Source organism: Desulfobotulus mexicanus, assembly GCF_006175995.1.
In the GTDB taxonomy this organism is placed as follows: Bacteria; Desulfobacterota; Desulfobacteria; order Desulfobacterales; family ASO4-4; genus Desulfobotulus; species Desulfobotulus mexicanus.
Map to the genome: position 1 here is coordinate 1 of NZ_VDMB01000036.1, position 21,498 is coordinate 21,498.

A 21,498-nucleotide genomic window follows, 5' to 3' on the forward strand; every position below is an offset into this window, starting at 1 on the left:
AATAAAACCTTCGTAGGTTTCCTGGCACTCATATTGTTGTCAAAGATCCACTACACGATGCTTCAGGAAAAACTGTATTGCAAAATGACAATGAAGGAATTGCTTCTGACTTTATCCAAGTTGCGCAGACAGGAAATCAAGGGAACCAAAATCCTTTTTCCATTATCCAGACTTCAAATGACTATCTTTAAAGCCTTTGGAGTTAAAGAACCTGCGTAGGTATAAAAAAGAGCGGGATTTCAGGTAACAACACAAGAAATTCCCCATATTATAAAAAAATTTAAATCCACCTTTGAAACTTATTGGCAATCTCACGATTTTGAAACTTACCATGCAGGAAACGAAACCCACCGTACCCGCCTCAAAAAAGCCCTTCAAAGCGAGCGTGGTGGCGGATCATACTCTGAAAAAGCGCAATTTTTCTTTGATATTGAACCCCATCCCTACCAGAAAGAGATTCTTGAACGCCTCTTTGTTGAACGGACCATACATCACCGTCATAAAAATTTAATCGTAGCTGCAACAGGCACGGGTAAAACTGTTATTTCAGCCTTTGACTTTCGCTCTTTTTATAAAAAAAACCCTTCTGCAAAACTCCTATTTGTTGCCCATCGTGAAGAAATTCTTAGACAGGCGCTGGCCACCTTTCGAGCTGTTTTACGCACAAGGTCTTTTGGTGAGCTCTGGGTTGGTGGTGTAGAGCCAGACCATTACAAAGAACTCTTCGCATCGGTGCAAACGCTAAATAACCGTATTGATTCTCTGGATCTAGCTCCTGACTATTTTGACTATATTATTGTAGATGAAGTTCACCATATTGCAGCAAATAGTTACCGTCCTATACTGAATCGTTTTACCCCAAAAATTCTTCTTGGCCTTACGGCTACACCTGAGCGCCATGATGGAACCGACATTAGTGAAGATTTTTGCAACACGATTGCTGCAGAACTCCGTCTACCCGAAGCAATAAACCTACGCCACCTCTGCCCATTCCAATATTTTGGCGTTGACGATACCGTTGACCTCTCCAGCGTCAAGTGGGTAAAAGGGAGATATCTTCCTTCGGAACTGACACGAATCTACATGACAAATGACCAGCGAGTGGGTCATATTCTCCGTACCATGGAAGACGTTCTCGGAAATATTCAAACAATAAAAGCCCTTGCCTTCTGTGTATCGCAAGACCATGCGCAATTTATGGCAGAAAAATTTTGCCTGAAAGGACTCAAGGCAGGAGTCCTTACCAGTTCAAATTCTCAGGAACGCGTGTCTCTAAGGGAAAAATTGGTGAAAGGGGAAATAAACATTCTCTGCGTAGTGGATATTTTTAATGAAGGTGTAGATATACCTGAAATTGATACAGTTATCTTTCTTCGGCCGACAGAAAGCCTTACCGTTTTTCTTCAACAATTAGGTCGTGGGCTTCGACTTTCTGATGGAAAAGATTGCCTGACTGTTTTAGATTTTGTAGGAAACGCACATTCAGAATATGATTTTAGCCATAAATTCAGAGCTCTTATTGGAAAAAAACATATTTCGATCATTGATGAAGTTCAAGATGATTTCCCCCATCTTCCTCTGGGTTGTTCCATTGTTCTTCAGAAACAAGCAAAAGAGGTTATCCTTAAAAACATTCGCAATGCTATTGTAAACAAACAAAAACTTATCAAGTGGATACGTGGATACCCTAGTCAAACAAACCTCAAATTAACTCTATCCAATTTCATGACCCTCTACCCACAGGTTTCCCTAGAAGATATCTATAAAATCAAAATAAATGGTGGAGGTGGTTGGTCACGCCTTTGTGTACAAGCAGGATTTACAGATGACACCCTAGATAAAAAAATTGAACAGGCAATGTTTCGTAGTATATCGATTAGACTTTTACAGTGCAGTTCTCATTCTTACTTGCTTTTTATTCAAAGACTTATGAAAAGTGGCGCATGGGATACTTCTAATGAAATAGAAAATCAGATGGCGCTTATGGCCCATTATGATTTCTGGCAAAAACCTGGCAAAGATTTTGGATTTGATTCTCTTGAAAAATCACTTTCTGCACTAATCCGTGACAATAAACTACGCTTAGAATGCCTAGATGTCGTAAACCACCTTTTAAAAAACATTGAAACTTTTGAACTTCCAATGGATATAGGATTTCCCTCCGCCTTAAACATTCACTCCAGATACACACGTGATCAAATCCTAGCAGCTTTTGGCATAAACCGATTTGATAAAAAATCAAGTAGTCGAGAAGGCGTTATAGAAATCAAACATCTAAACTGTGAACTTCTTTTTGTAACCCTTAAAAAAACAGACAAAAAATTTTCACCAACCACTTTTTACCATGATTACGCAATCAATGAAATTTTATTCCATTGGCAATCTCAGAACTCAGCACGACCAGATAAGGGGAAAGGCTTATCCTATCTTCAACATCAAAAAAACAATAAAAAAATCATATTATTTATTCGAGAAGACACTACAGATGAGTATAAACGGGCAATGGGATTTGTAAATCTTGGCCCGGTTAATCTGGAATCTCATTATGGAAGTCAACCAATCAGCATCACTTGGCGTTTGCAAGAACCCCTTCCTCCATACCTATGGAGTGATGCCGCAAAGTTAGCAGTAGGATGACAAAGGAACTGAAAACTTGGGACACTCTGTTTCCTTTGCCGGATTCCAAAGTTATTCAAGAAGAAAATCAAGAAGATAAAGAACCTTAATGCCTTCATAGTCATTGGGTATTGTTTTATCCATGGTGAGAATCATTTTCGGGTAATTGTCGGGGATGGCCTGAAGGGGCTGCAACTCCCGTTTCCGGGTGTGTTCATCCATGATGCTTGCGGAAACCTGAACATATAATTTTTCCTTCAGCCTGGTTGCAATGAAATCCACCTCCAGCGTCCCAACCTTGCCCACAGCCACATCATAGCCCCGCCGCAGCAGTTCAAGATACACTATATTTTCAAGAACATGACCATAATCGGTATTTCTCAGCCCTGTCAGATGATTGCGAATCCCCATGTCAACAATGTAGAACTTTTCCAGTGTCTTTAAAAAAGCCTTTCCCTTCAGATCATACCGCCTGGCCCTGTAGATGATGAAGGCGCTTTCAAGCATTTTAAGGTAGCTGTCTATGGTCTCGCTGGATGTTTTTCTGCCGCTTCTTGTGAGATAATCACTTATTTTTTTTGTGGATACAATGCTTCCGATGTTGGCGGCGATAAACTTCAGCACACTTTCAAGCAGGGCGGCGTCCCTGACCCTGTTGCGTTCCATCACATCCTTCATCAAAACCGTATTGCATATGCCGCTGAAAAATGCCGGCAGGGTTTCAGGAACATCCATCAGATCCACAACCGTTGGAAGCCCGCCCAGCTCCAGATACGCATTAAAGGATGAAAGAAGATCTCCATTCTGATGCTGGCCGGTAAAATCCAGATATTCCCTGAAGGAAAGGGGAAGCATGGGGATTTCCACATAACGCCCCGAAAGAAGAGTAGAAAGTTCAGAGGAAAGAAGAAAGGCATTGGAACCTGTGATGTAAATGTCTGTGTCCGCATCCACCGAGAAAGCATTGATTGCTTTTTCCCAGGAATTGACCTGCTGCACCTCATCCAGGAGAATATAATATTTTTCGGTAGTTGGCATTCTGCTCCGGATATGGCTGTGCAGTGCTTTATAATCCGTAATGCCATCGAATTCAAAGGATTCAAAATTCATGCGGATGATCCGGTGCGCTTCCACCCCGCTTTTTTTCAGGTGCGCTTCAAAAAGGGAAAGTAGGGTGGATTTTCCACAGCGACGGATACCTGTAATCACCTTGATCAGGGGTTTATCTTTGAACTGTATGAGCTTTGTCAGGTAAAGATCTCTTTTTTTCATGCATCCTCCTTTTTTTAGATAATACCTGAAAACAAGATGCAAAAAAACAAATTTTTCGATTATAACCGAAAAACTTTACAGATCGGGATTTCAGTGTGATGGGCCCTTGCCAAAAGTCGCCGCAAAGCCCCACGCTTTAGCCATGGGGAGATTCAGTTCGGGATAGCCCTCACCTGTAAGCGTCTTGAGGTTTTTTCTATGGCCTACCGGGTATGGAATACGATAATATGGCTCAGACTACAGGAATACAGAAATTGCAGCTTAGAAAACCCAAAAAAAAGCGGGAGTGGTATGAGGGATCAAAAAAAAGGCATTCCCAGAATAGAATCTTTAAAGGTTCTGAATTACAGGGCTTTAAAAGCAATCACCCTGGACGGACACCCGTGACACCATGAAACACCTTATTTACTGCGCAGTCCTGCTCATGGGGTTCAGCGGAATAACGGCAGAAATACTCCTTATCCGCGAACTTCTCAGTGTTTTTTCCGGCAATGAGCTTTCCATTGCCATGGTACTGGCAAACTGGCTGCTTTTTGAGGCTGCCGGATGTCTGCTGGCAGGAATAAAAAAGGAAGGGACTGGAAAAAGCATCAGGAATTTTGTTCTCCTGACCTTCCTGTTCTGCAGCTCACTTCTGGCGACAATTCCCCTGATTCGCATAGTGAAAAACATCATGGGCATTGCCATTGGCGAAAGCATGGGCCTTTATGCCATGTTCGTTACCTCTTTTCTCATCCTCATGCCCGCCGGAATGCTGCACGGGGCACTTTTCACCCTGAGCTGCCGCCTGCTTTCCCATTTCCATAATGAAAAGAAAAATCTTGGCGGACGGGTATATGGTCTTGAAATCCTTGGAACCATAGCCGGTGGAGTGGTCTGCACCTGGCTTCTGATCCCCTGGGGTCATACCCTTAAGACTGTTTCATTTATTTTTCTTTTTAATATGGCTGTCTGCCTTGCCCTTGTGCTGCTGATGTATAAAAAGGATTCCTCCTGCAGAAAAACAGCTTTCTGGATCACTCCCGTTTTCTGCTGCCTGATCTGGCTGATATTCAGCGGCCAGATCCAGCGCATCCATGAGATCAGCATCCAGGCCCAGTGGCAGCCCCACAGGCTTGAGGTCTGCCGGAATTCGCCCTACGGCAGTCTCTGCGTGCTGGAAAACAAGGGGCAATACCTCTTTTTTCAGGACGGCGTACCGGTTTTGATCACACCCATTCCGGATATCCCCTTTGTTGAAAAACTTGCCCACCTGCCCCTTCTGGCCCATCCTTCACCGTCCCATATCATGATACTGGGAGGTGGTGCAGGAGGACTTATTACTGAAATCCTCAAACATCCCGGTGTGAAAAGCATTGATTATACAGAGCTTGATCCCATGCTGTTTGAACTTCTGGACATTTTTAGTACCCCCCTCACGCAGGCCGAACTTAAACGGCCCGAGGTCAGGATTCACGCAGCGGACGGCCGTCTTTTTCTGGCATCCAGCGATACTTTCTATGATCTTGTTTTTACAGGAGTATCAGAACCCGGCACCCTTCAGACCAACAGGTATTTCACAAAAGAGTTTTTTACCCTTGCGCAAAGGAGGCTGAAACCCGAGGGCATACTGGTTCTGACTCTGCCCGGTTCCATGGGATATCAGAACAGGGAGCTTAAGGATCTTGGCAGCAGCATTTTTCATACCCTTGGTGAGGTCTTTCCCTTTATCCGGGTTCTCCCCGGAGATGGGAAAAAGATTTTTCTGGCTTCGCCATCCGCAGATATTCTGGAGCTGAACGCAGAAAAGGCCCTGAAAGTACTGGAGGAAAGGGGCATGGGAGCTATGCAGGCCCTGCCATGGCACATTGAACAGCCGCTGCATGAAGGCTGGGCGAACTGGTTTCAGCACTTCGTAAAAGATGCCAGTACAAAAATAAATGAAGACTTCAGGCCTGTGGGCATGTTTTACAGCATAGCCTACTGGAACTCCCTTTATGCCCCTGACTTTGGGCGTTTTTATGGAAAACTTGAGCATATCCGCATGGATGGCATCATTCTATTCCTCTTACCCCTTCTGCTGGCTTCCGGTCTTCACATGGCCTTCTCCCCCAGAAAAATCCGCTCTTTCATACCCCTTGCGGTTTTTTCCACCGGTACATGCGCCATGCTCTTCACCCTTATTCTTATCTTTGCCTTTCAGTCTGTTTATGGCTATATTTTTTCATGGATCGGCCTGTTAATTGCTTTTTTCATGGCCGGATCCGCCCTTGCAGTTCCCGTTGCAGAAAAATGGATGAAGTCCATACCACAAACCTTTTCCCTTTTTTATAAAACAGAAATTGCATTGGCAGGCCTTCTCTGTCTTCTCCCCCTTTTTATTAAAGGTGTGCAGTTTCTGGTAAATCAGGCGGAGATGACAGGAGCCGCCAATCTTCTTTTTCTCCTGCTGGCCCTGAGCTGCGGCTTTATCACGGGAATTCAGTTTCCTTTGGCCAACCGGCTTTATCTTGAAGAAAAAAATGATGAGAGCAGAACCGCAGCACTCTTTTATGGATCTGACCTTCTGGGTGGCTGGCTGGGGGGTATGGCCGGAGGCGTACTGCTTCTCCCTGTTCTCGGGCTGTATGCCACCTGCATGGTCATGCTTACATTAAAACTGGGACTTTTTCTGACAGCTTTATTTCTGAAGTTTTTCTATCTTCCCTGGAGGTGAATAATGGATAATTTTTTCCACACCTGCCTTACCCGAAGGGCCTTTATGGAAAAAACAGCAAAGGTCTGTCTGAAAGCAGGACTATCTTTCATTTTTTTTAAAGGTTTTCCTGCAGATGCTTCGGATTCACGGGTATTGTCTGCCTCTAAAGGCAAAGAGAAAAAGCCCTCAGCTTCTGAACCGGTATACCTGAAGCTCCACAAAAGCGGAGAGCTTGCAGAAAGGGCCGCTGCCCTTGAATCCATGATGAAAGAATGCAGGCTCTGCCCGAGGCAGTGCGGGGCAGACCGTATCAGTGGCGGAAAGGGCTTCTGTAAGGCTCCGGGCATGTTGCCGGTCATTGCATCTGCAAATCCCCATTTCGGAGAAGAAAGACCCCTTGTGGGCAGGGGAGGATCAGGTACCATTTTCTTCTCCCACTGCAATCTGCGCTGTGTATTCTGTCAGAACTGGGAAATCAGCCATGCCGGGCGGGGAGCAGGACACAGCCTTGAAAATCTGGCGGACAGGATGCTTGCCATGCAAAAGGCGGGCTGTCATAACATCAATCTTGTCACGCCTACCCATTATTCGGCCGCCATTCTGAGGGCTTTGGATCTGGCAGCAAAAAAAGGGCTTTGCCTTCCTGTGGTTTACAATACTTCCGGATGGGAAAGGGCTGAAGTGCTTTCTCTGCTGGATGGAGTCGTGGATATTTATCTTCCGGATTTCAAATTCAAAGACAGCTCCATATCATCGGATTATGCTGCCGGTGCTGACAGCTACGGAGAAATTACAGCCAGAGCCATACTGGAAATGCAAAGGCAGGTGGGCACCGCCCTTCCTGAATCCGATGGTATTATGAAAAAAGGCCTGATGATACGGCACCTTGTAATGCCGGGCCATACCAAGGATTCCGTCAGAATTATTGAGTGGATTGCAAGGAATCTTCCGGAAAACACCTATGTCAATATCATGGCCCAGTATAATCCTGCCTATAAAGCCTTTGATCATCCTGAAATTGCACGGCGCATTTCCACTGAAGAATACAGGGAAGTGGTCAGGGCCGCAGAAAAGGCAGGCCTTGTCAATCTCGATGTACGGGGAAGCTGGTGGTTGAGATGAGACCGGCCCTCCCCCAAAAGAAAGCTGGAGCCATATGAGAACGATGCAGGAAATAAACCAGATCATCAGAGAACTGGACCATCAGATTGCCGACGATCTTGAAGACCAGGATCTGGACTTCAAACAGTGGGATACCAAAAGCATGGACAAGGCCGTGAAAAAAGTCGTGCAAATGGCAATCTGCATGGCCAATGGCGGTGGTGGCACCGTCGTTTTCGGCGTAGCTGAAAAAGTAAAGGGCCAGGGTCGCGCAATCCTTGGGGTACCACCTGAAGTGGATATCAACATTCTGAAAAAGTCCGTCTATGATCAGACCGATCCTAAAATCATGCCCGTTTTCGAAGAACTTCGAGTATCCGAAGGAACCGGGCGTCTGCTGATAATGCAGATTCATCCCGGCCTGCCGCCCTATACAGATACCTCCGGTAGAGGAACTATACGCATCGGCAAAGACTGCCAACCTTTGACAGGAACACTTCGTCGTAAAATATCGGTTGAAACCGGGGAGACCGACTTTACGGGTGAAACGGTGTCCGTCATAAATCCAGCATTGCTTTCCGCCGTCAGCATGGAGACCCTTCGCAATATGGCCAAAGCTGAACGGGCACCGTCGGAACTTCTCCATCAGAATGATCTGGAGCTTCTCGCATCCATAGGCCTTATACGCAATAAACGGTTTACACGGGCAGCCATACTCCTTGCCGGAACCGAGGCAGCTCTGCGCAAATACATCCCCGGACACAACTGGACATTCCTGTCGATGAAGTCCGATACGCACTACGAGAACCGGGAAGACCGGGTGTCGGCCCTCCCCATATCGGTCAGCCGTATTGAGGAACTTATCGTTCCCTATAACCCGATCACCACGCTGTAACATGGCCTGTTTCATTTCGAGTATCGCACCTGGCCCGAAATTGCGCTTCGTGAAGCCATCATTAATGCCTTTTGCCATGCCGACTTCCGCATAGCGGGCCCGGTCATGGTCAAGCTGCATGCTGATCGCCTCGAAATCAGCAACAATGGCGGTTTCATCGGTGGGATCACTCCAGGAAATATACTGCACCACCAGCCGGTGACCCGGAACCCTCTTCTGGTAGATGCACTCACCCGCCTGCGCCTGGTCAATCGCAGTAACCTCGGCGTTGGTCGGATGTATGCATCCCTGTTGATGGAGGGTAAGGAGCCACCTATCATTCAGGAAATCGGGGATTCCGTATTGCTTACATTCATGAAACGCAAGATATCCGGTACTTTCAGGCTCTTTGTTGCCGAAGAAAGCCGGAAGGGACGAAATCTTGGCTTAGATAGCCTGCTGGTGCTGCAATATCTTCTCAAACACCCTGAGATCGATACCTTGGCTGCTGCGGCACTCTGTCAGCGTAAAGATACACAAATGCGAGAAATATTAGCTGAATTGGAAAAAACCGGTTATCTCGAACACGGCGGAAGCGGACGTGGAACCTACTGGACCTTGCGGCCGGAACTCTATAAAAGACTGGCTGAGACCGGCCACTCTGACCGCAATCGACGCATCGACTGGGAAGCAGCCAAAGCCCGCATACTCAGTATTCTCATGGAACGCGCCCGCAGAGGAGAAGCTGGACTGCGCAACAAGGAAATCAGAATGATTCTCCATTTTGACCGGAATCAGGTAACCCGCCTTATGAAGCAATTGCGTAAGGAGCATAAACAGGTGGAGTCCGAGGGGCATGGAGCTGGGGCTTATTATAAATGGATCGATACATGAATTGCTGCAACAATAGGCTGCGAGCAATTATTAAATTAATTGCTCACTAATTGCTGCACATTCAATTATGTATGCAATTCACAGCTGAACCTCTCCATGGCTAAAGCCAGGGGGGATGACAGGAGCCGCCAATCTTCTAAAGCCTTTGATCATCCTGAAATTGCACAGCGCATTTCCACGGAAGAATACAGGGACGTGGTCAGGGCCGCAGAAAAGGCAGGCCTTGTCAATCTCGATGTACGGGGAAGCTGGTGGTTGCGGTGAGGCTGGCCCCTTTTGACTGTCGGGCATTGCACAGGAAAAGAACCTGGAATTGACGGCACCTGAAAAAACACATAGAATCTGAGCAGAAAAATCCCCTACCCACAGGCAGGCCTTTCATGAAAACAGATCCGAAAATCCGGAACAACCCGCCGGAAGAAAAAGCGTCTCCTTCCCTCACCCAAACCCTCTGTGTTGCAGGAACCGCATCCCTGGCCATTTTCATGGTAAATCTGGATGCCACGGTGGTGAATATCGTACTGCCGGAAATCAGCAGCCTTTTTGGTATCCGCACATCGGAAGCCTCCATTTTTGTTCTTTCCTACCTGCTGGCCCTCACGGGCACGGCCCTGATCTTTGGCCGCCTCAGCGACATGAAGGGGCCTGAAAAAATCTTTTTTCTGGGGTACGCTGTCTTTGTGCTGGGTTCTCTTCTCTGCGCCTTTTCCTGGAATGTCTGGTCCCTTGCCCTTTTCCGCTTTGTTCAGGGGCTGGGCGGAGCCATGATTTTTGCCACCAATGCGGTGATTGTCATCCGCTATCTTCCGGAAAAAATCCGTGGCCGAGCTTTTGCCTTCAATGGCATGATGGCGGGTATCGGCTTTGCTCTGGGTTCCCCCGTGGGTGGCTTTCTTTCCCACCACTTTGACTGGCGCATGGTCTTTCTGGTGAATATTCCCGTGGGGCTGGCGGGTCTGTTTCTGGGCATGTACTGGCTGAAAAAACGGGAGCTTCCAGCCATCAGGGGAAGCTTTGACAAGGCCGGTGCCATCACAAGCTTTCTCTGCCTCTGCTTTCTGGTCTTTTCCCTGCACTCATGGGAAGAATCCCTGCTCTTTTCGCCTGAAATTATCGGAGGACTTGCCATTGCCCTTGTGGCGGGATTTCTTTTCCTCAAATACCAGAAAAAATCCGACCATCCCCTCATGCCCCTTTCCCTTTTTCGCAATGCGCCTTTGAATTTTGCCCTGGCAGGCACGGCCTGCTACTATATTCTGCTGCAGGGGCTTGCCATAGTCTTCCCCTTTTACTTCATCGATGCCCGGGGCATGACGGCCTTTGCCACGGGAAACCTTCTCTTCATAAGCCCCATGATTTCCATGCTCATCACCCCTCTGGCGGGCTGGCTCTGTGACAGAATCGGCTCCCGGATTCCGGCCATGGGCGGAGCCCTTCTTTTCATTGTCTCCTGTATTTTTTTCCTTAACCTCACACCAGCCTCTTCCACAGTCTGGCTGATGAGCTGCCTTGTACTCTACGGGCTTGCCATGGGCTTTTACTGTGCGCCCATCCTCACCCTCACCATGTCCCACGCCAGACCGGAAACCTCCGGTGTTCTTTCCTCGGTGAAATCCGTGCTACCGTCCATTTTTGGTATGCTCAGCGTGGGAATTTACGCCACCCTCTACAGTACCGGAGAAAGTGCCGGGGGCATCATGGAGCAGGCCGCTTCCCAGCAGGGCTTTCAGACCATTATATGGGTCAGCCTCGGTGTCAGCCTTTTCTGTTTTGCTGTCACCTTTTTAAGCAGGGATGGCAGATCAGAGCCATAAAAATCCCATCAAATATGGTCTCACAGCAAACTGTGACCTGATCAGGGCAATAAACAAATAAGATTATGCAGCCGCATGCTCTTTGCAGTTTTGATAAAGTTTTGCCGGTGACAGCTCAAGGCCATGGGGCCAGCTGAGCGCTCCGGAGTCTAAGAAAAATCTTTTGAAAAAGAATTCATCTTTTAATTTCTGCAATAAAACCCCATCTCTTTGAAGAAGGGTTTTACCGTCGAAAATCCCGGTCATTCCATCGGAAAAAGACAATTCAATCCGGAAATCCCCCATATATTTTGCTTCAGTAATTTTAATCATCATAATCCGCTCCCCTTATTCTCTCTAAAGGTTCAAATCGCTGCGCCCTCTCCCAGTTATCAAGCAGTTCTATCTGATGCACAAAACACCATTCTTTAACTATTTTTGCAGCTTTTTTCGGAAGATGACCCTCACTTATATTGCCGGTTCTGATTTCCACCAGAGCTTCAAACCCTTGGTAAGCGGCATGGATATGGGGAGGTGGATGGTCATCGTGCCTCATCCTGATAATAATACCAAAAAATATTGATAACACTGGCATTCAGCGATCTCCTGCAATGCGGTCCGGAAAAAAATGCACCGGGCAATTTATTTTTTGTAAAGATAAGCAGAGTTGATTTGTAAAGCAACTGAATATATATGAAAAGAGAAGATTCAAAAAATAAAAAAGATGCTATAAACTGAAGCTTGCAACTGACAGGAAGCCACCTGAGGATTTATCATGAAAGCAAGCCTGAAAACAAAGGAAGATCAGGTCAAGGCACTTCTTGCCGCAGGCCGCAGGGAAGATGCCATGAAACTTCTCTTCGCCCTGGTAAAAGCCTGTGCTGCGGCCCATAAGTTTGATCATGCGGATAGACTGTACCAGCAGATGATGGACGTAGATGCCCTGGCCATTGATCTGGTTGTCAGTGCCGCAGAGCTTATAGAAGAAGAAAAGAACAGGGCCATAGACAGAAAGCACCTTCACCTCTGGAAAAACTGGTATAACCAGCTCAAACAGGAAGAACGCAGCGCATTTTTCTTCGCCACAAGCCCCTTCTCCTTTTCATCCGGAGATATCCTGTTCCGGAAAGGAGAGATGAATGACACCCTGTTTTTTGTGGATGAGGGGGCACTGAATCTGGTTTCCGTCTCCGATGCGGGTCAGGAGGTCGTGCTGCGCCGGGTCGGGCCGGGAAGTTTTGCCGGTGAAGAAACCTTTTACAAAAGCAGCGTCTGCACCAGCTCCCTTGTGGCCCTGATGCCGGGTGAAGGCAGAGTATTCACAAGAAAAGCACTGCTTTCTTTAAGCGAAACCCTTCCGGGCCTTGGCCCCAAGCTGCGGGATTTCACCATTTCTGCCCCATCGGAAGGCCAGACGGTACAGGCCAAGGGCATCAACCGGAGAAGCCATAAACGCATTCCCGTTCAGGGAAGCATCGTTTTTCAGCCCCTTGGCCAGAAAGATACGGCCCCTGCCCAGGGCCGCATGGCGGACATTTCCCAGGGAGGTCTGTCCTTTTATATAAAAACCGCCAACGGTCAGGCCGTCCGCCAGCTCCTCGGAAACCGTCTGGGTATGAAATTTCTGCTGCCCCACACCGGCAATCCCCAGCCCGTCGTCTGCAAAGGAGAGGTTACCGGAGTGCTCTGCCACATGGATTACGAATATTCCATCCATGTGAAATTCGACCGCCTTCTGGATGCCAAAAATTTTACATGAAAATAGAGGTGCAAGGCACCATGGCTGTCTATTGGTGAGATTTCAATCCTTTCGGGTCAGGGCTTTTTCGCCTGAATCCTTGCACTGCGCACAAAGGCTCCTGCATCCATGCCGGAAACCCAGTCCCGGATAAATTCACGGCTTTCTTCCTGTACCTCAATCTCGATATCCGTAAATCCAGCATCTTCAAGGAGCTTCTCCAGAAGCTCCGGCGCTATGGCGCCAGTTACTCAGGCGCAGAGGGCATCGGGATGCTCTTCCATGGCCGACGTGAAAGCTTTCACCTGCACCACATCGGAAATGGCAAGCCGCCCTCCAGAACGCAGAACCCGAAAGGCCTCCTTCAGAACCTGCCCCTTGCGTGAAGAAAGATTAAGCACACAATTGGATATGATCACATTCACCGAAGCATCAGCCACGGGCAGATGTTCAATTTCACCCAGACGAAAAGAAACATGGTCTTTCCCGGCTTTTTCTGCATTGGATCTGGCCTTTTCCACCATCTCCGGAGTCATGTCCACACCAATGACAAAACCCGTTTCGCCCACACGTTCTGCCGCAAGAAAGGCGTCAAACCCTGCTCCACTCCCCAGATCCAGCACCACTTCCCCCGGCCTGAGTGCGGCCAGAGCAAGAGGATTACCGCATCCAAGGCCCAGATCGGCTCCATGGGGAACCGATGCGGCATCTTCTCTGCTGTAACCAAGCCGGGAAGCCTCAATGGCCGCCAGACCACCTCCACAGGCACTGCCTTCCCCGCAACACCCTTCTTCCCTGCCCTGCGCCACAGCACCATAACGGCTGCGGATCAGATGACCTGTATCCTTATCCTTTCCCATGAGCCCTCCCGAATTTTTTTAAAATCCTTTTAACAAGCCTAAAAAAACAGCCTGTTTTGTTTCTGCATTATCCCATGGGAAGCTCCAGATCCGCAAGACTTTCCACCTGTCTTCTTGAATGGGAAACCAGCACCAGCGTACAGGTTCTTTTCAGATCCAGAAGCAGGCTTTCAATGGCAGCCTCCGCCGCCGCATCCAGAGAAGATGTCGGCTCATCCAGCAGCAACACTTCCGGCTGCATCACAAGGCTTCGGGCAATGCACAGCCGCTGCTGCTGCCCCCCCGAAAGGGTGCGGGCATCGGAACCAAGCCTGTGTCCCACCTCCTCCCAGAGATGGGCCTGTTTCAGCGCCCTGACAACCCTTTCCTCCAGATCCGCCTTTTTCCGGATGCCCTTCAGTCTGAGGGGGAGGGCCACATTGGCAAAAATGCCCATGGGAAGGGGATTGGGATTCTGAAACACCACAGCCACCTTCCGCCTCAGTTCATACACATCCGTGGATGCTGCATGGATATCCTGCCAGCCCCTTTCCCCGCCCAAAAGAATACTTCCGGAAACCCTTACCTGGCTTTCCGTCTCCAAAAGGCGGTTAAGACTGAAAAGAAATGTGGACTTACCCACTCCGGATGGTCCCGTAACCGCTGTGATGGCGCCTTCCGGTATATCAAGGCTGACACCTGAAAAAACATGACTTTTCCCATAGGCCACACTGAGATCCCGGATACGGATTTTGATATTCTGGTTCATCATGACAACTTTCCGGTAAAAATTTTCAGCTGCACGGTTCTGCGGATCAGTGCTGCAAGCCCGAAGAGTCCGCCACAAAGCCCCACCAGTATCAGGGATGCGGCAAAGCCCATGGCAAGCTCCCTCTGGGAGGAGTATTCAGCAGCGGTGGTATAGATGAAAAAGGGCAGGGCCTCAAAGGGATCCCAGAAGCCCGATGGCAGACCATAGGCGGCAACGGTGCCCGTAAGAAGGATGACGGCCGTATCCTCGGCAGCACGCCCAACAGAAAGAAGGATGCAGCCCGTAAGGCCGGGTTTTGCAGCGGGAAGCAGTACATGCCGAAGCGCCTGCACAGGGCTGGCACCCAGAGAAAGGGCTGTACGCATAAGTTCCGGTGGCAGGGTATTAATGGCCTGCCAGGTTCCCCTGATGAGATAGGGAAGAATGAGGCAGGCCAGAGAAGCCGCTGCAGGCAGCAGTCCCGGCGTGATAAAGGGAAAGTAACGGTACAGAAAGAGGATGACGGAAAATCCCAGAAGCCCGATGAGAATGGAAGGCATACCAGCAAGGATATCCACACAGAAACCGATGCGACGACGGGTTCCGGGACTGGCAGACAGAGCCAGATGAATACCAGCTCCCATACCCATGGGAAGGGCCAGAACCACAGCACAGATCACAAGAAGAAGGGTACCGCAGATGGCAGGAAAGAGCCCGTCAAATACCGGCCTTGCTCCCCTTATGGCTTCCATCGGAGGAGTATCCCCAAACAGAAGGCGCATATCCAGCACAGGCAGTGCTTTCACAAAAAGGGCTGCCAGCAGAAAAATAACAATAAAAAAAAGCCCCAGTGCCGCAGCAAAGGCAACACTTCTTATGGCCATGCGCAGGGGAGCCTTCATGCATTTCCCCTTTCAGAAACCATCAGCCTTCTGCAGAAAAAAATCAGCAGGGTGGTAATCAGATAAAGGGTCAGACCGCAGGCAAAAATGGACCTGAACTCAGGGCTTTGGGTATCCGAAGCCATCACAAGGGCAATGTGGCCTGTCAGGGTGCGGGCCGGTTCCGTAAGGGAAGAAGGAAAGGCCAGACTGTTGCCTGCCAGCATCAGGGCGATGAGGGTATCCCCCACGGCCCTGCCTGCGGCGAGTAGCACCCCCGCCACGATACCGCTTCTGGCCCGGGGCAGAAGCAGAAAAACAAATTTTTCTTCAGGACGGGCTCCCATGGCTGTCATGGCTCGCAGATCTTCTTTGGGAACAGCGCGGAAGGCATCGGAAAAAAAGAGTATCATGGTAGGGGCGATGAGAAGGGCCAGCATGAGGGATGCGGCAAGAATGGAAAAACCGGACCCTCCCATGGCCTTGCGGAGAAAAGGCACCAGAAGAAAGACCGCCAGAAAACCATAAACAACCGTGGGAATACCCGTCATAAGCTGAAAAACAGGCCGTATCCAGCGGACAAGATTTTTATGGGCAAGATCCGCCTCACAGAAAGCTGCCGCTCCCAGTGATACGGGAAAGGCAATGCATACCGCCAGCAGACTGATTACACCCGTTCCAGCAATCATGGGGGCAATGCCGTAATTACCGGCCAGAGGCTGCCAGGGTGTCACCAGCAAAAGGAAATACCCACCGCTCTTCAGAAGCGGAAAGGCAAAAAAAAGAAAAAAACCAAAAAGCAGCAGCACAAGACAGAAAGTGAAATATGCTGAAAATCCGCAAAAATGCAGAAAAATTCTTTCCCCTTTTCCCCTTGCTAAAAAAAAATGGTTTTCCATTACCTGAATCTGCCCCCCGGACAAAAATCTCCGTGTTAAAATATTTAAGAAAAGCTGTCTCTTTTCAAAATTGTACCCGGAAAAGGCGATTCCGCCTTCCGGGCATTTTTTTCATTTATACCGAATCCGGCAAAGAATAAGCAGCCAGTTCGGCTGGCATCCGGTACAGAGGATGCCAGAATAATTCATCTTCTATCAGCCAAGCCGGAATCAGTCCCTGTCTGCGGGTATAAAACCCTTATCCCGGATAATAGCCTGTCCTTCAGGCGTATAAAGATAATTCAGAAAATCCGCTGCCAGCCCGGTGGCTTCACCCTCTGTGCTGCTGTAAAGACCACGGGAAACGGTATAGGCACCGGAAAGCACAGTATCCACTCCGGGCATTACACCTTCAAAACGAAGCCCCTTGATACCCGGCTCCAGATGACCTACGGATACATAGCCAATGGCAGCAGGATCCTGGGTAATGGCCGTTTTCATGGCTCCATTGGAAGCCACCACATGGGCAGTATCCACAATATCTCCCTTTTTAAGGGCTTTTGACCAGAAAACCTCACGGGTTCCAGAAGCAGCATCCCTGGTATAAAGGGTGATGGTTCTGTCAGGCCCCCCGAGTTCTTTCCAGTTTCTGATTTCCCCTTTATAAATGGCAGCAAGGCTTGCCGCATCCAGACCATCAACGGGATTGGAAGGATGGACAGCCAGAGCCACGCCATCCAGTGCCCAGCGGTAAAGGACAAGGCCATAGCTTTCAATTTCACGCTCCGTAGGTCTTCGCCCTGAATTTCCTATATCCACAAGGCCCTCTCCCACTTTCTGGATACCCACGCCGGAGCCACCGCCTGCAATGGCAATGCGGACCGAGGGTGCCTCTGTCATGACCAGACGGGCAAGATCCCGCATAACAGGTATATGGGCCGTTCCCCCTGCTATCTGCAGTGTTCCACTTTTTCCTTTAAAGGATACGGACTCTCCCGCATAAACCTGAACCACAAAGGGAAAAATCAGCAAAAAAGACACCATAAAGATTTTTTGAATGTAACGCATTGAAACTCCTTATTTTTGAATAAATTATGAATGACAGGTCGGGATAACATGGGGAATGAGGCAGGGCAAATTTTGTATTTCTATGGAAAACAGAATATGGATAGAAAAAAACAATACATGAACAAACATAGAAAAAGGCTGCCCCCAAAGGAACAGCCTTTTTCAAGATATTCAGCTCCAGCAGTCAAAAGCCTAAGAAACCTCAAAGCTCTGCCGGATCAATTTGTTATTTAAACCTTAAAACGCCTCATCATTTCACGGATTTCCTCGGAAAGCTCAGAAAGCTCCCTAACAGTTTCCTGAACCTGATTACTGGCGCTTTCCACCTGACTGGCCGCTGCACTAACCGAAGCCATGTCTCTTGCGATTTCTCCTGAAACCTGATTCATTTCACCACTCTGGTCATTGGCCTCCTCCACCATGGAAGATGCCGATGCAATGTTTGACGCCACTTCACGGATGGCAGAGGACTGTTCTTCTATGGCAGCGGCAATGGTTCCCACAATGTGATTGACATTCTGGATGCCCCGCACAATCCCTTCAATATCTGCCGAAGCCCTTTCCGAAGCGGTCTGGATACCCGTAATTTTTTCCCGGATATCCCCCGTGGCTCTGGCCGTCTGACCGGCAAGCTCCTTGATTTCTCCGGCAACCACGGCAAAACCCTTGCCAGCCTCACCCGCACGGGCCGCTTCAATGGTGGCATTTAAGGCCAGAAGGTTGGTCTGATCCGAAATCCCGTTAATGGTTTCCGTCACCTTACCGATTTCATGGGCAGCGCCTCCCAGCTCCTGCATCATCCGGGCAAAACCTTCAATACTTTTAACGGACTCTTCCGTACTGGTGTTGGCCTTTGCCGTATTGGTGGCAATCTCTCCTATGGTAGAAGTCATTTCCTCCATGGCCGAAGCAACGGAGTTAAGATTTCCCGAAGAAACTTCCATTTTATGGGCCATGGCCTTGGCTGAAGTGGTCATTTCCTCGGCTGCAGCAGCCACACTTTCTGAAAGCGTGCTGGATTCCTGAGCACTCTGGGCTGTCTGCTCAGAAATACTGGAAAGCTCTGTGGAAGAAGATGCCAGAGTCTCTACGCCGCCATTTAAGCGGCCAAAAACTTCACGCAGCGAACTTGCCATTTCTCCCATCTGCCGTCCCATATCCCCAAGTTCATCTTTTCTATTCAAAAGATCCGGAGGAACGGTTCGGGTCATGTCTCCATCGGAAATGGACTTAAACATCCGTCCACTCTGACCCAGAGGCAGAACAATGCTGCGGGTGATAATAATACCAAAGCTTATCGCCAGAACAAGGGCCACAAAGAGGGCCACAAGGGTCATTCTTTTATTTCGTTCTGAAAGGGCCTGCAGTGCCGCCCCCTCCCGTGTGGCAATGTCCCTGTTAATTTCCACAACCCTGTCCAGATGGGCCATGGCCCTTTCCTGTAAAGGCAGAATCTCTTCCACCAGCATTCGGGTCATGCCATCCTGCATCTCCTGAACCTGAAAAGCTTCATCCAGAAAAACAAAGAAAATTTCAAAAACACTTTCAGCAGCAGGCTGCATCTCCCCATCAAAAATCCTCAAAGCCCCGTCCCTGTCTCCCTCTTCCATGGACTTACGGATTTTTGCTATACTTTCATGGAAATTCCTGTGGGGCTCATGCATAGATTTTAGGGCTGACTGCAAATTTCTGTTGGATGTGGAAAAGGAGATCAGCCAGCGACCAAAATTGCATTCCCTGTGATCTTCTCCGCCGTCAAAGGATTCTCCAAGCAAAATATAATTTGCCACCCGATTCATCAAAGCATAATGATCCGAACGAAACATCTGTATATATCCAAGGAGTTCATCCGCATTCAAAATGCCCGTAGCATCGATCTCCTGGGACTGGGACAAAAAAACATCATTGACACTGCGCCATTTTGAAAGAACATCGAGAAAAGCCTGCCACTCCCGGCTTTCTTCCGGTGTCTGGGGCAAAGGAGCATAGAGATCCGCAGCCTCTCCATAGCTTTTTCGTGCTGCATCAATGTTAGAATAGGCAATTGTTCTGACTTCCATGCTATTTCTGGGATTTAATAGCATACGCTGGGCAGAAATAAGCTTTTCCAGCTGATATTCCATGACAAGCACAGAATCCAGACTGGGCAGGCGCACCATCACAATTTCATCTGCGGAACTATCGGTTCTTATGGAGGACACATAGCCAAGCCCACCCAGAAAAAAGATAATGAGCGTCAATAAGCCAAAGGCCAGAGCCATGCGCCTGCCAACTTTAAGGTTGTTTAAAAAATGCATTGGTATCTCCTTTGAACCGGGTTTACACTACCCTGTATAAGGCTGCTGTCTATTTTAGACTTGTGCAGTATACAATCCGAGCAGAATAATAATCATGACAAGCAGAAAACATTTTTTTAATTTTGAAATCTTATCCAAACATGCTGAAAAAGTCCATTTAAAAAGGCTTTTTTCAATATGAAGGCCCTGCCGGGTGAACAGGATGAAAAAACAAATAGCTGTCCAAAAAAAAAGGAGAAGCTGTACTTATAGAATACAAATGCGGCTTAAGACATCAAAGAGGTGAAAAAGTTCATTAAGATCATGCTGTACTAAATCAAAAGAATTTCAGGTGAAATAATGTATTACAAATCACAGAGACAAAAAAGCCCGGCAGGTTTTTCACCATACCGGGCTTTAATATTATACTGGTAGGCGCATCCGGACTTGAACCGGAGACTTCTACCGTGTCGGGGTAGCGCTCTACCAACTGAGCTATGCGCCTGAAACAGGTTTTTTCTTTACCTCCTTTAAGCCTTCAGGTCAAGGAAAAAGAAAGCCGTATCCGCAACCGCCTTGACTTTTTTTTATAAAAAAAGCAAAGCTTCTTTAGTTTTTACTTATTACAAACAATAAGGAGTTTCCATGTCCTCCCATCCAGCACTGCCCGCCCTTGCCGAACTTTACGCCCTGCAGGAAAAAACCTTTCTTGATTTCCATTCAGCCTGCGCACCGGGCTGCGCATTGTGCTGCACACGCAATGTCATAATCACAAGCCTTGAGGCAGAATATATTCTTTCGCATATAAATAATGAAACAGCAGAAAAAATCAGTGCTGCAGCAAAAGCAGATCCTGCCCTTCCTCGCCTGCACCCCAGCCTTAGCCTGAACAGCATGGCAGCCCTCTACATGGATGGGAAAAATCCCCCGGAAGATGAAGCTGATCCCTCCTGGTGGCCCTGTCCTCTTCTGGACATCTCAAGCAGAAAATGCACCATTTACACACACCGGCCCATGGCATGTCGATGTATGATTTCCAAAAAATGCTGTGAAAGCTCCGATGCCGCAGAAATGGAAGAAAACGAGGTAATTATTCATACTCTTTTTCTTCAGGCCACAGAGCACCTGGATGCAGAAGGCAGAAGTGCGAACCTTCTGGATCTTCTTATGGAAACATATCATCCTGGAAGTACTGATCAGTATATGCCAAAAAACCGAAAAATCCCCATGCTCATGATTCCTCCTTCATTTCAGCAGAAACTGAGGCCCCTTCTGGAAGAAATACACCGTATTCTCAACCTTGATGCCCCTGGAAAATAAAAAGCTTCAATACCAGCCAGGTCTTACAGAAAGGAGACACTGTACCATGAATAAAAAAATGATTTTATTTGGACCTATGGTTGTTGCAACTTTGGTTTTCTGCGGATGCGGTGAAAAATTTACCTTTGAAACAAAATTTGATGATCAGCGGATAGACTGCTACCAGCTCCACGAATCTGAACAGGAAAGATGCTTTGACCGTCTGGACAGAGCTCCCCTTTCAAAAACCTATGAAAAAGACAGAGAAGATATGAGGAATAAAAAACCCTGATTTTATTTTCTTCCAAATAAAAAACGCCCTGTCTTCGAGGTGAAATCACCTTGAAGGCAGGGCGTTAAAAGAATCCGGCGGCGTCCTACTCTCCCACACAGTTGCCCATGCAGTACCATCGGCGCAGTCAAGCTTAACTTCCGTGTTCGGGATGGGAACGGGTGTGACCTTGACGCCATCGCCACCGAAAATTGTATTTCGATGTATTGTATTAAAAAAGAACTAAAGGCTTTTACACCTTATTCATTC

At 48.1% G+C, this 21,498-nt stretch carries 20 protein-coding genes, 1 tRNA gene and 1 rRNA gene; 11 read left to right on the forward strand and 11 right to left on the reverse strand.

What is annotated here, in order from left to right; translation table 11 throughout:
* Together FIM25_RS17390 and FIM25_RS15785 are read left to right on the forward strand one after the other, a co-directional pair.
* A partial coding sequence (locus FIM25_RS17390; protein ID WP_218961470.1) for a hypothetical protein occupies positions 1–219 on the forward strand: 219 nt, incomplete at its 5' end.
* 210 nt (positions 220–429) lie between these two features.
* Entirely contained in the window at positions 430–2,637 is a 2,208-nt protein-coding gene (locus tag FIM25_RS15785; protein WP_281279342.1) for a DUF3427 domain-containing protein, read from the forward strand.
* 51 nt (positions 2,638–2,688) lie between these two features.
* Here FIM25_RS15785 and FIM25_RS15790 read toward each other — a convergent pair whose 3' ends face one another.
* Complete coding sequence (locus tag FIM25_RS15790; RefSeq protein ID WP_139450823.1) at positions 2,689–3,888, reverse strand: ATP-binding protein; 1,200 nt, start codon at positions 3,886–3,888, stop codon at positions 2,689–2,691.
* 391 nt (positions 3,889–4,279) lie between these two features.
* On the opposite strand from FIM25_RS15790, the gene FIM25_RS15795 reads away from it, so the two are divergent.
* The 6 genes from FIM25_RS15795 (at position 4,280) to FIM25_RS15810 (ending at position 11,248) form a co-directional block, all read left to right on the forward strand.
* Positions 4,280–6,583 (forward strand): spermidine synthase, encoded by a 2,304-nt coding sequence (locus FIM25_RS15795; RefSeq protein WP_139450824.1) that lies wholly within the window; start codon positions 4,280–4,282, stop codon positions 6,581–6,583.
* 3 nt (positions 6,584–6,586) lie between these two features.
* The gene (locus tag FIM25_RS15800; RefSeq protein ID WP_179953455.1) at positions 6,587–7,687 is read left to right on the forward strand and encodes a radical SAM protein; all 1,101 of its coding nucleotides are present in this window, start codon (positions 6,587–6,589) and stop codon (positions 7,685–7,687) included.
* Between the two features lie 34 nt (positions 7,688–7,721).
* Complete coding sequence (locus FIM25_RS17395) at positions 7,722–8,561, forward strand: ATP-binding protein (protein WP_218961472.1); 840 nt, start codon at positions 7,722–7,724, stop codon at positions 8,559–8,561.
* A 105-nt stretch (positions 8,562–8,666) separates the two neighbouring features.
* Positions 8,667–9,434, forward strand: coding sequence for an ATP-binding protein (locus tag FIM25_RS17400; protein ID WP_218961474.1), 768 nt, complete (start codon positions 8,667–8,669; stop codon positions 9,432–9,434).
* 96 nt (positions 9,435–9,530) lie between these two features.
* Positions 9,531–9,698 (forward strand): hypothetical protein, encoded by a 168-nt coding sequence (locus FIM25_RS17210; protein ID WP_179953456.1) that lies wholly within the window; start codon positions 9,531–9,533, stop codon positions 9,696–9,698.
* Positions 9,699–9,814: 116 nt separating this feature from the next.
* Positions 9,815–11,248, forward strand: coding sequence for an MFS transporter (locus tag FIM25_RS15810; RefSeq protein WP_139450826.1), 1,434 nt, complete (start codon positions 9,815–9,817; stop codon positions 11,246–11,248).
* A 63-nt stretch (positions 11,249–11,311) separates the two neighbouring features.
* Here the strand turns inward: FIM25_RS15810 and FIM25_RS15815 are convergent, their stop codons facing one another.
* Both FIM25_RS15815 and FIM25_RS15820 read right to left on the reverse strand, forming a co-directional pair.
* Positions 11,312–11,563: a DUF2442 domain-containing protein gene (locus tag FIM25_RS15815; RefSeq protein WP_218961475.1), complete on the reverse strand. Its 252-nt coding sequence runs from the start codon at positions 11,561–11,563 to the stop codon at positions 11,312–11,314.
* Positions 11,553–11,822, reverse strand: a complete 270-nt coding sequence (locus FIM25_RS15820) for a DUF4160 domain-containing protein (RefSeq protein ID WP_139450827.1) — start codon at positions 11,820–11,822, stop codon at positions 11,553–11,555. Before FIM25_RS15820 ends, FIM25_RS15815 begins: the two co-directional genes overlap by 11 nt.
* A 180-nt stretch (positions 11,823–12,002) precedes the next feature.
* Between FIM25_RS15820 and FIM25_RS15825 the strand changes: the two genes are divergently transcribed.
* Entirely contained in the window at positions 12,003–12,986 is a 984-nt protein-coding gene (locus FIM25_RS15825; RefSeq protein ID WP_139450828.1) for a cyclic nucleotide-binding domain-containing protein, read from the forward strand.
* Between the two features lie 230 nt (positions 12,987–13,216).
* Here FIM25_RS15825 and arsM read toward each other — a convergent pair whose 3' ends face one another.
* The 7 genes from arsM to FIM25_RS15860 all read right to left on the reverse strand — a co-directional run bounded on the left by arsM (position 13,217) and on the right by FIM25_RS15860 (position 20,163).
* Positions 13,217–13,825 carry an arsenite methyltransferase gene (gene arsM / locus FIM25_RS15830; RefSeq protein WP_218961477.1) on the reverse strand — a complete coding sequence of 203 codons (609 nt, stop codon included), beginning with the start codon at positions 13,823–13,825 and terminating at the stop codon, positions 13,217–13,219.
* 67 nt (positions 13,826–13,892) lie between these two features.
* On the reverse strand, positions 13,893–14,576 hold the full coding sequence (locus FIM25_RS15835; RefSeq protein ID WP_246052240.1) for a phosphate ABC transporter ATP-binding protein: 684 nt from the start codon (positions 14,574–14,576) through the stop codon (positions 13,893–13,895).
* Positions 14,573–15,457 (reverse strand): PstA family ABC transporter permease, encoded by an 885-nt coding sequence (locus FIM25_RS15840; RefSeq protein WP_139450831.1) that lies wholly within the window; start codon positions 15,455–15,457, stop codon positions 14,573–14,575. Before FIM25_RS15840 ends, FIM25_RS15835 begins: the two co-directional genes overlap by 4 nt.
* Positions 15,454–16,335 carry a PstC family ABC transporter permease gene (locus FIM25_RS15845; protein WP_139450832.1) on the reverse strand — a complete coding sequence of 294 codons (882 nt, stop codon included), beginning with the start codon at positions 16,333–16,335 and terminating at the stop codon, positions 15,454–15,456. Before FIM25_RS15845 ends, FIM25_RS15840 begins: the two co-directional genes overlap by 4 nt.
* 210 nt (positions 16,336–16,545) lie before the next feature.
* The gene (locus FIM25_RS15850; RefSeq protein ID WP_139450833.1) at positions 16,546–17,382 is read right to left on the reverse strand and encodes a phosphate ABC transporter substrate-binding protein; all 837 of its coding nucleotides are present in this window, start codon (positions 17,380–17,382) and stop codon (positions 16,546–16,548) included.
* Positions 17,383–17,612: 230 nt separating this feature from the next.
* The gene (locus FIM25_RS15855; RefSeq protein WP_139450834.1) at positions 17,613–19,679 is read right to left on the reverse strand and encodes a methyl-accepting chemotaxis protein; all 2,067 of its coding nucleotides are present in this window, start codon (positions 19,677–19,679) and stop codon (positions 17,613–17,615) included.
* 408 nt (positions 19,680–20,087) lie between these two features.
* Positions 20,088–20,163: transfer RNA gene (locus tag FIM25_RS15860), tRNA-Val, on the reverse strand.
* 140 nt (positions 20,164–20,303) lie between these two features.
* On the opposite strand from FIM25_RS15860, the gene FIM25_RS15865 reads away from it, so the two are divergent.
* Positions 20,304–20,978 carry a YkgJ family cysteine cluster protein gene (locus FIM25_RS15865; RefSeq protein ID WP_139450835.1) on the forward strand — a complete coding sequence of 225 codons (675 nt, stop codon included), beginning with the start codon at positions 20,304–20,306 and terminating at the stop codon, positions 20,976–20,978.
* Positions 20,979–21,024: 46 nt separating this feature from the next.
* Positions 21,025–21,249, forward strand: coding sequence for a hypothetical protein (locus tag FIM25_RS15870; protein ID WP_139450836.1), 225 nt, complete (start codon positions 21,025–21,027; stop codon positions 21,247–21,249).
* A 72-nt stretch (positions 21,250–21,321) separates the two neighbouring features.
* On the opposite strand, the gene rrf is transcribed toward FIM25_RS15870, so the two are convergent.
* A 5S ribosomal RNA gene (gene rrf, locus FIM25_RS15875) occupies positions 21,322–21,438 on the reverse strand.
* Positions 21,439–21,498: the final 60 nt, after the last annotated feature.

Bases quoted from the DNA above. Each gene is read 5' to 3' on its own strand.
- FIM25_RS15840 (WP_139450831.1), bottom strand. From the start codon at position 15,457: ATGAAGGCTCCCCTGCGCATGGCCATAAGAAGTGTTGCCTTTGCTGCG.
- arsM (WP_218961477.1), bottom strand. From the start codon at position 13,825: ATGGGAAAGGATAAGGATACAGGTCATCTGATCCGCAGCCGTTATGGT.
- FIM25_RS15820 (WP_139450827.1), bottom strand. From the start codon at position 11,822: ATGCCAGTGTTATCAATATTTTTTGGTATTATTATCAGGATGAGGCAC.
- FIM25_RS15800 (WP_179953455.1), top strand. From the start codon at position 6,587: ATGGATAATTTTTTCCACACCTGCCTTACCCGAAGGGCCTTTATGGAA.
- FIM25_RS15855 (WP_139450834.1), bottom strand. From the start codon at position 19,679: ATGCATTTTTTAAACAACCTTAAAGTTGGCAGGCGCATGGCTCTGGCC.
- FIM25_RS17400 (WP_218961474.1), top strand. From the start codon at position 8,667: ATGGTCAAGCTGCATGCTGATCGCCTCGAAATCAGCAACAATGGCGGT.
- FIM25_RS15825 (WP_139450828.1), top strand. From the start codon at position 12,003: ATGAAAGCAAGCCTGAAAACAAAGGAAGATCAGGTCAAGGCACTTCTT.
- FIM25_RS15835 (WP_246052240.1), bottom strand. From the start codon at position 14,576: ATGATGAACCAGAATATCAAAATCCGTATCCGGGATCTCAGTGTGGCC.
- FIM25_RS15850 (WP_139450833.1), bottom strand. From the start codon at position 17,382: ATGCGTTACATTCAAAAAATCTTTATGGTGTCTTTTTTGCTGATTTTT.
- FIM25_RS15790 (WP_139450823.1), bottom strand. From the start codon at position 3,888: ATGAAAAAAAGAGATCTTTACCTGACAAAGCTCATACAGTTCAAAGAT.
- FIM25_RS15815 (WP_218961475.1), bottom strand. From the start codon at position 11,563: ATGATGATTAAAATTACTGAAGCAAAATATATGGGGGATTTCCGGATT.
- FIM25_RS15865 (WP_139450835.1), top strand. From the start codon at position 20,304: ATGTCCTCCCATCCAGCACTGCCCGCCCTTGCCGAACTTTACGCCCTG.
- FIM25_RS15845 (WP_139450832.1), bottom strand. From the start codon at position 16,335: ATGGAAAACCATTTTTTTTTAGCAAGGGGAAAAGGGGAAAGAATTTTT.
- FIM25_RS17395 (WP_218961472.1), top strand. From the start codon at position 7,722: ATGAGAACGATGCAGGAAATAAACCAGATCATCAGAGAACTGGACCAT.
- FIM25_RS17210 (WP_179953456.1), top strand. From the start codon at position 9,531: ATGGCTAAAGCCAGGGGGGATGACAGGAGCCGCCAATCTTCTAAAGCC.
- FIM25_RS15870 (WP_139450836.1), top strand. From the start codon at position 21,025: ATGAATAAAAAAATGATTTTATTTGGACCTATGGTTGTTGCAACTTTG.
- FIM25_RS15795 (WP_139450824.1), top strand. From the start codon at position 4,280: ATGAAACACCTTATTTACTGCGCAGTCCTGCTCATGGGGTTCAGCGGA.
- FIM25_RS15810 (WP_139450826.1), top strand. From the start codon at position 9,815: ATGAAAACAGATCCGAAAATCCGGAACAACCCGCCGGAAGAAAAAGCG.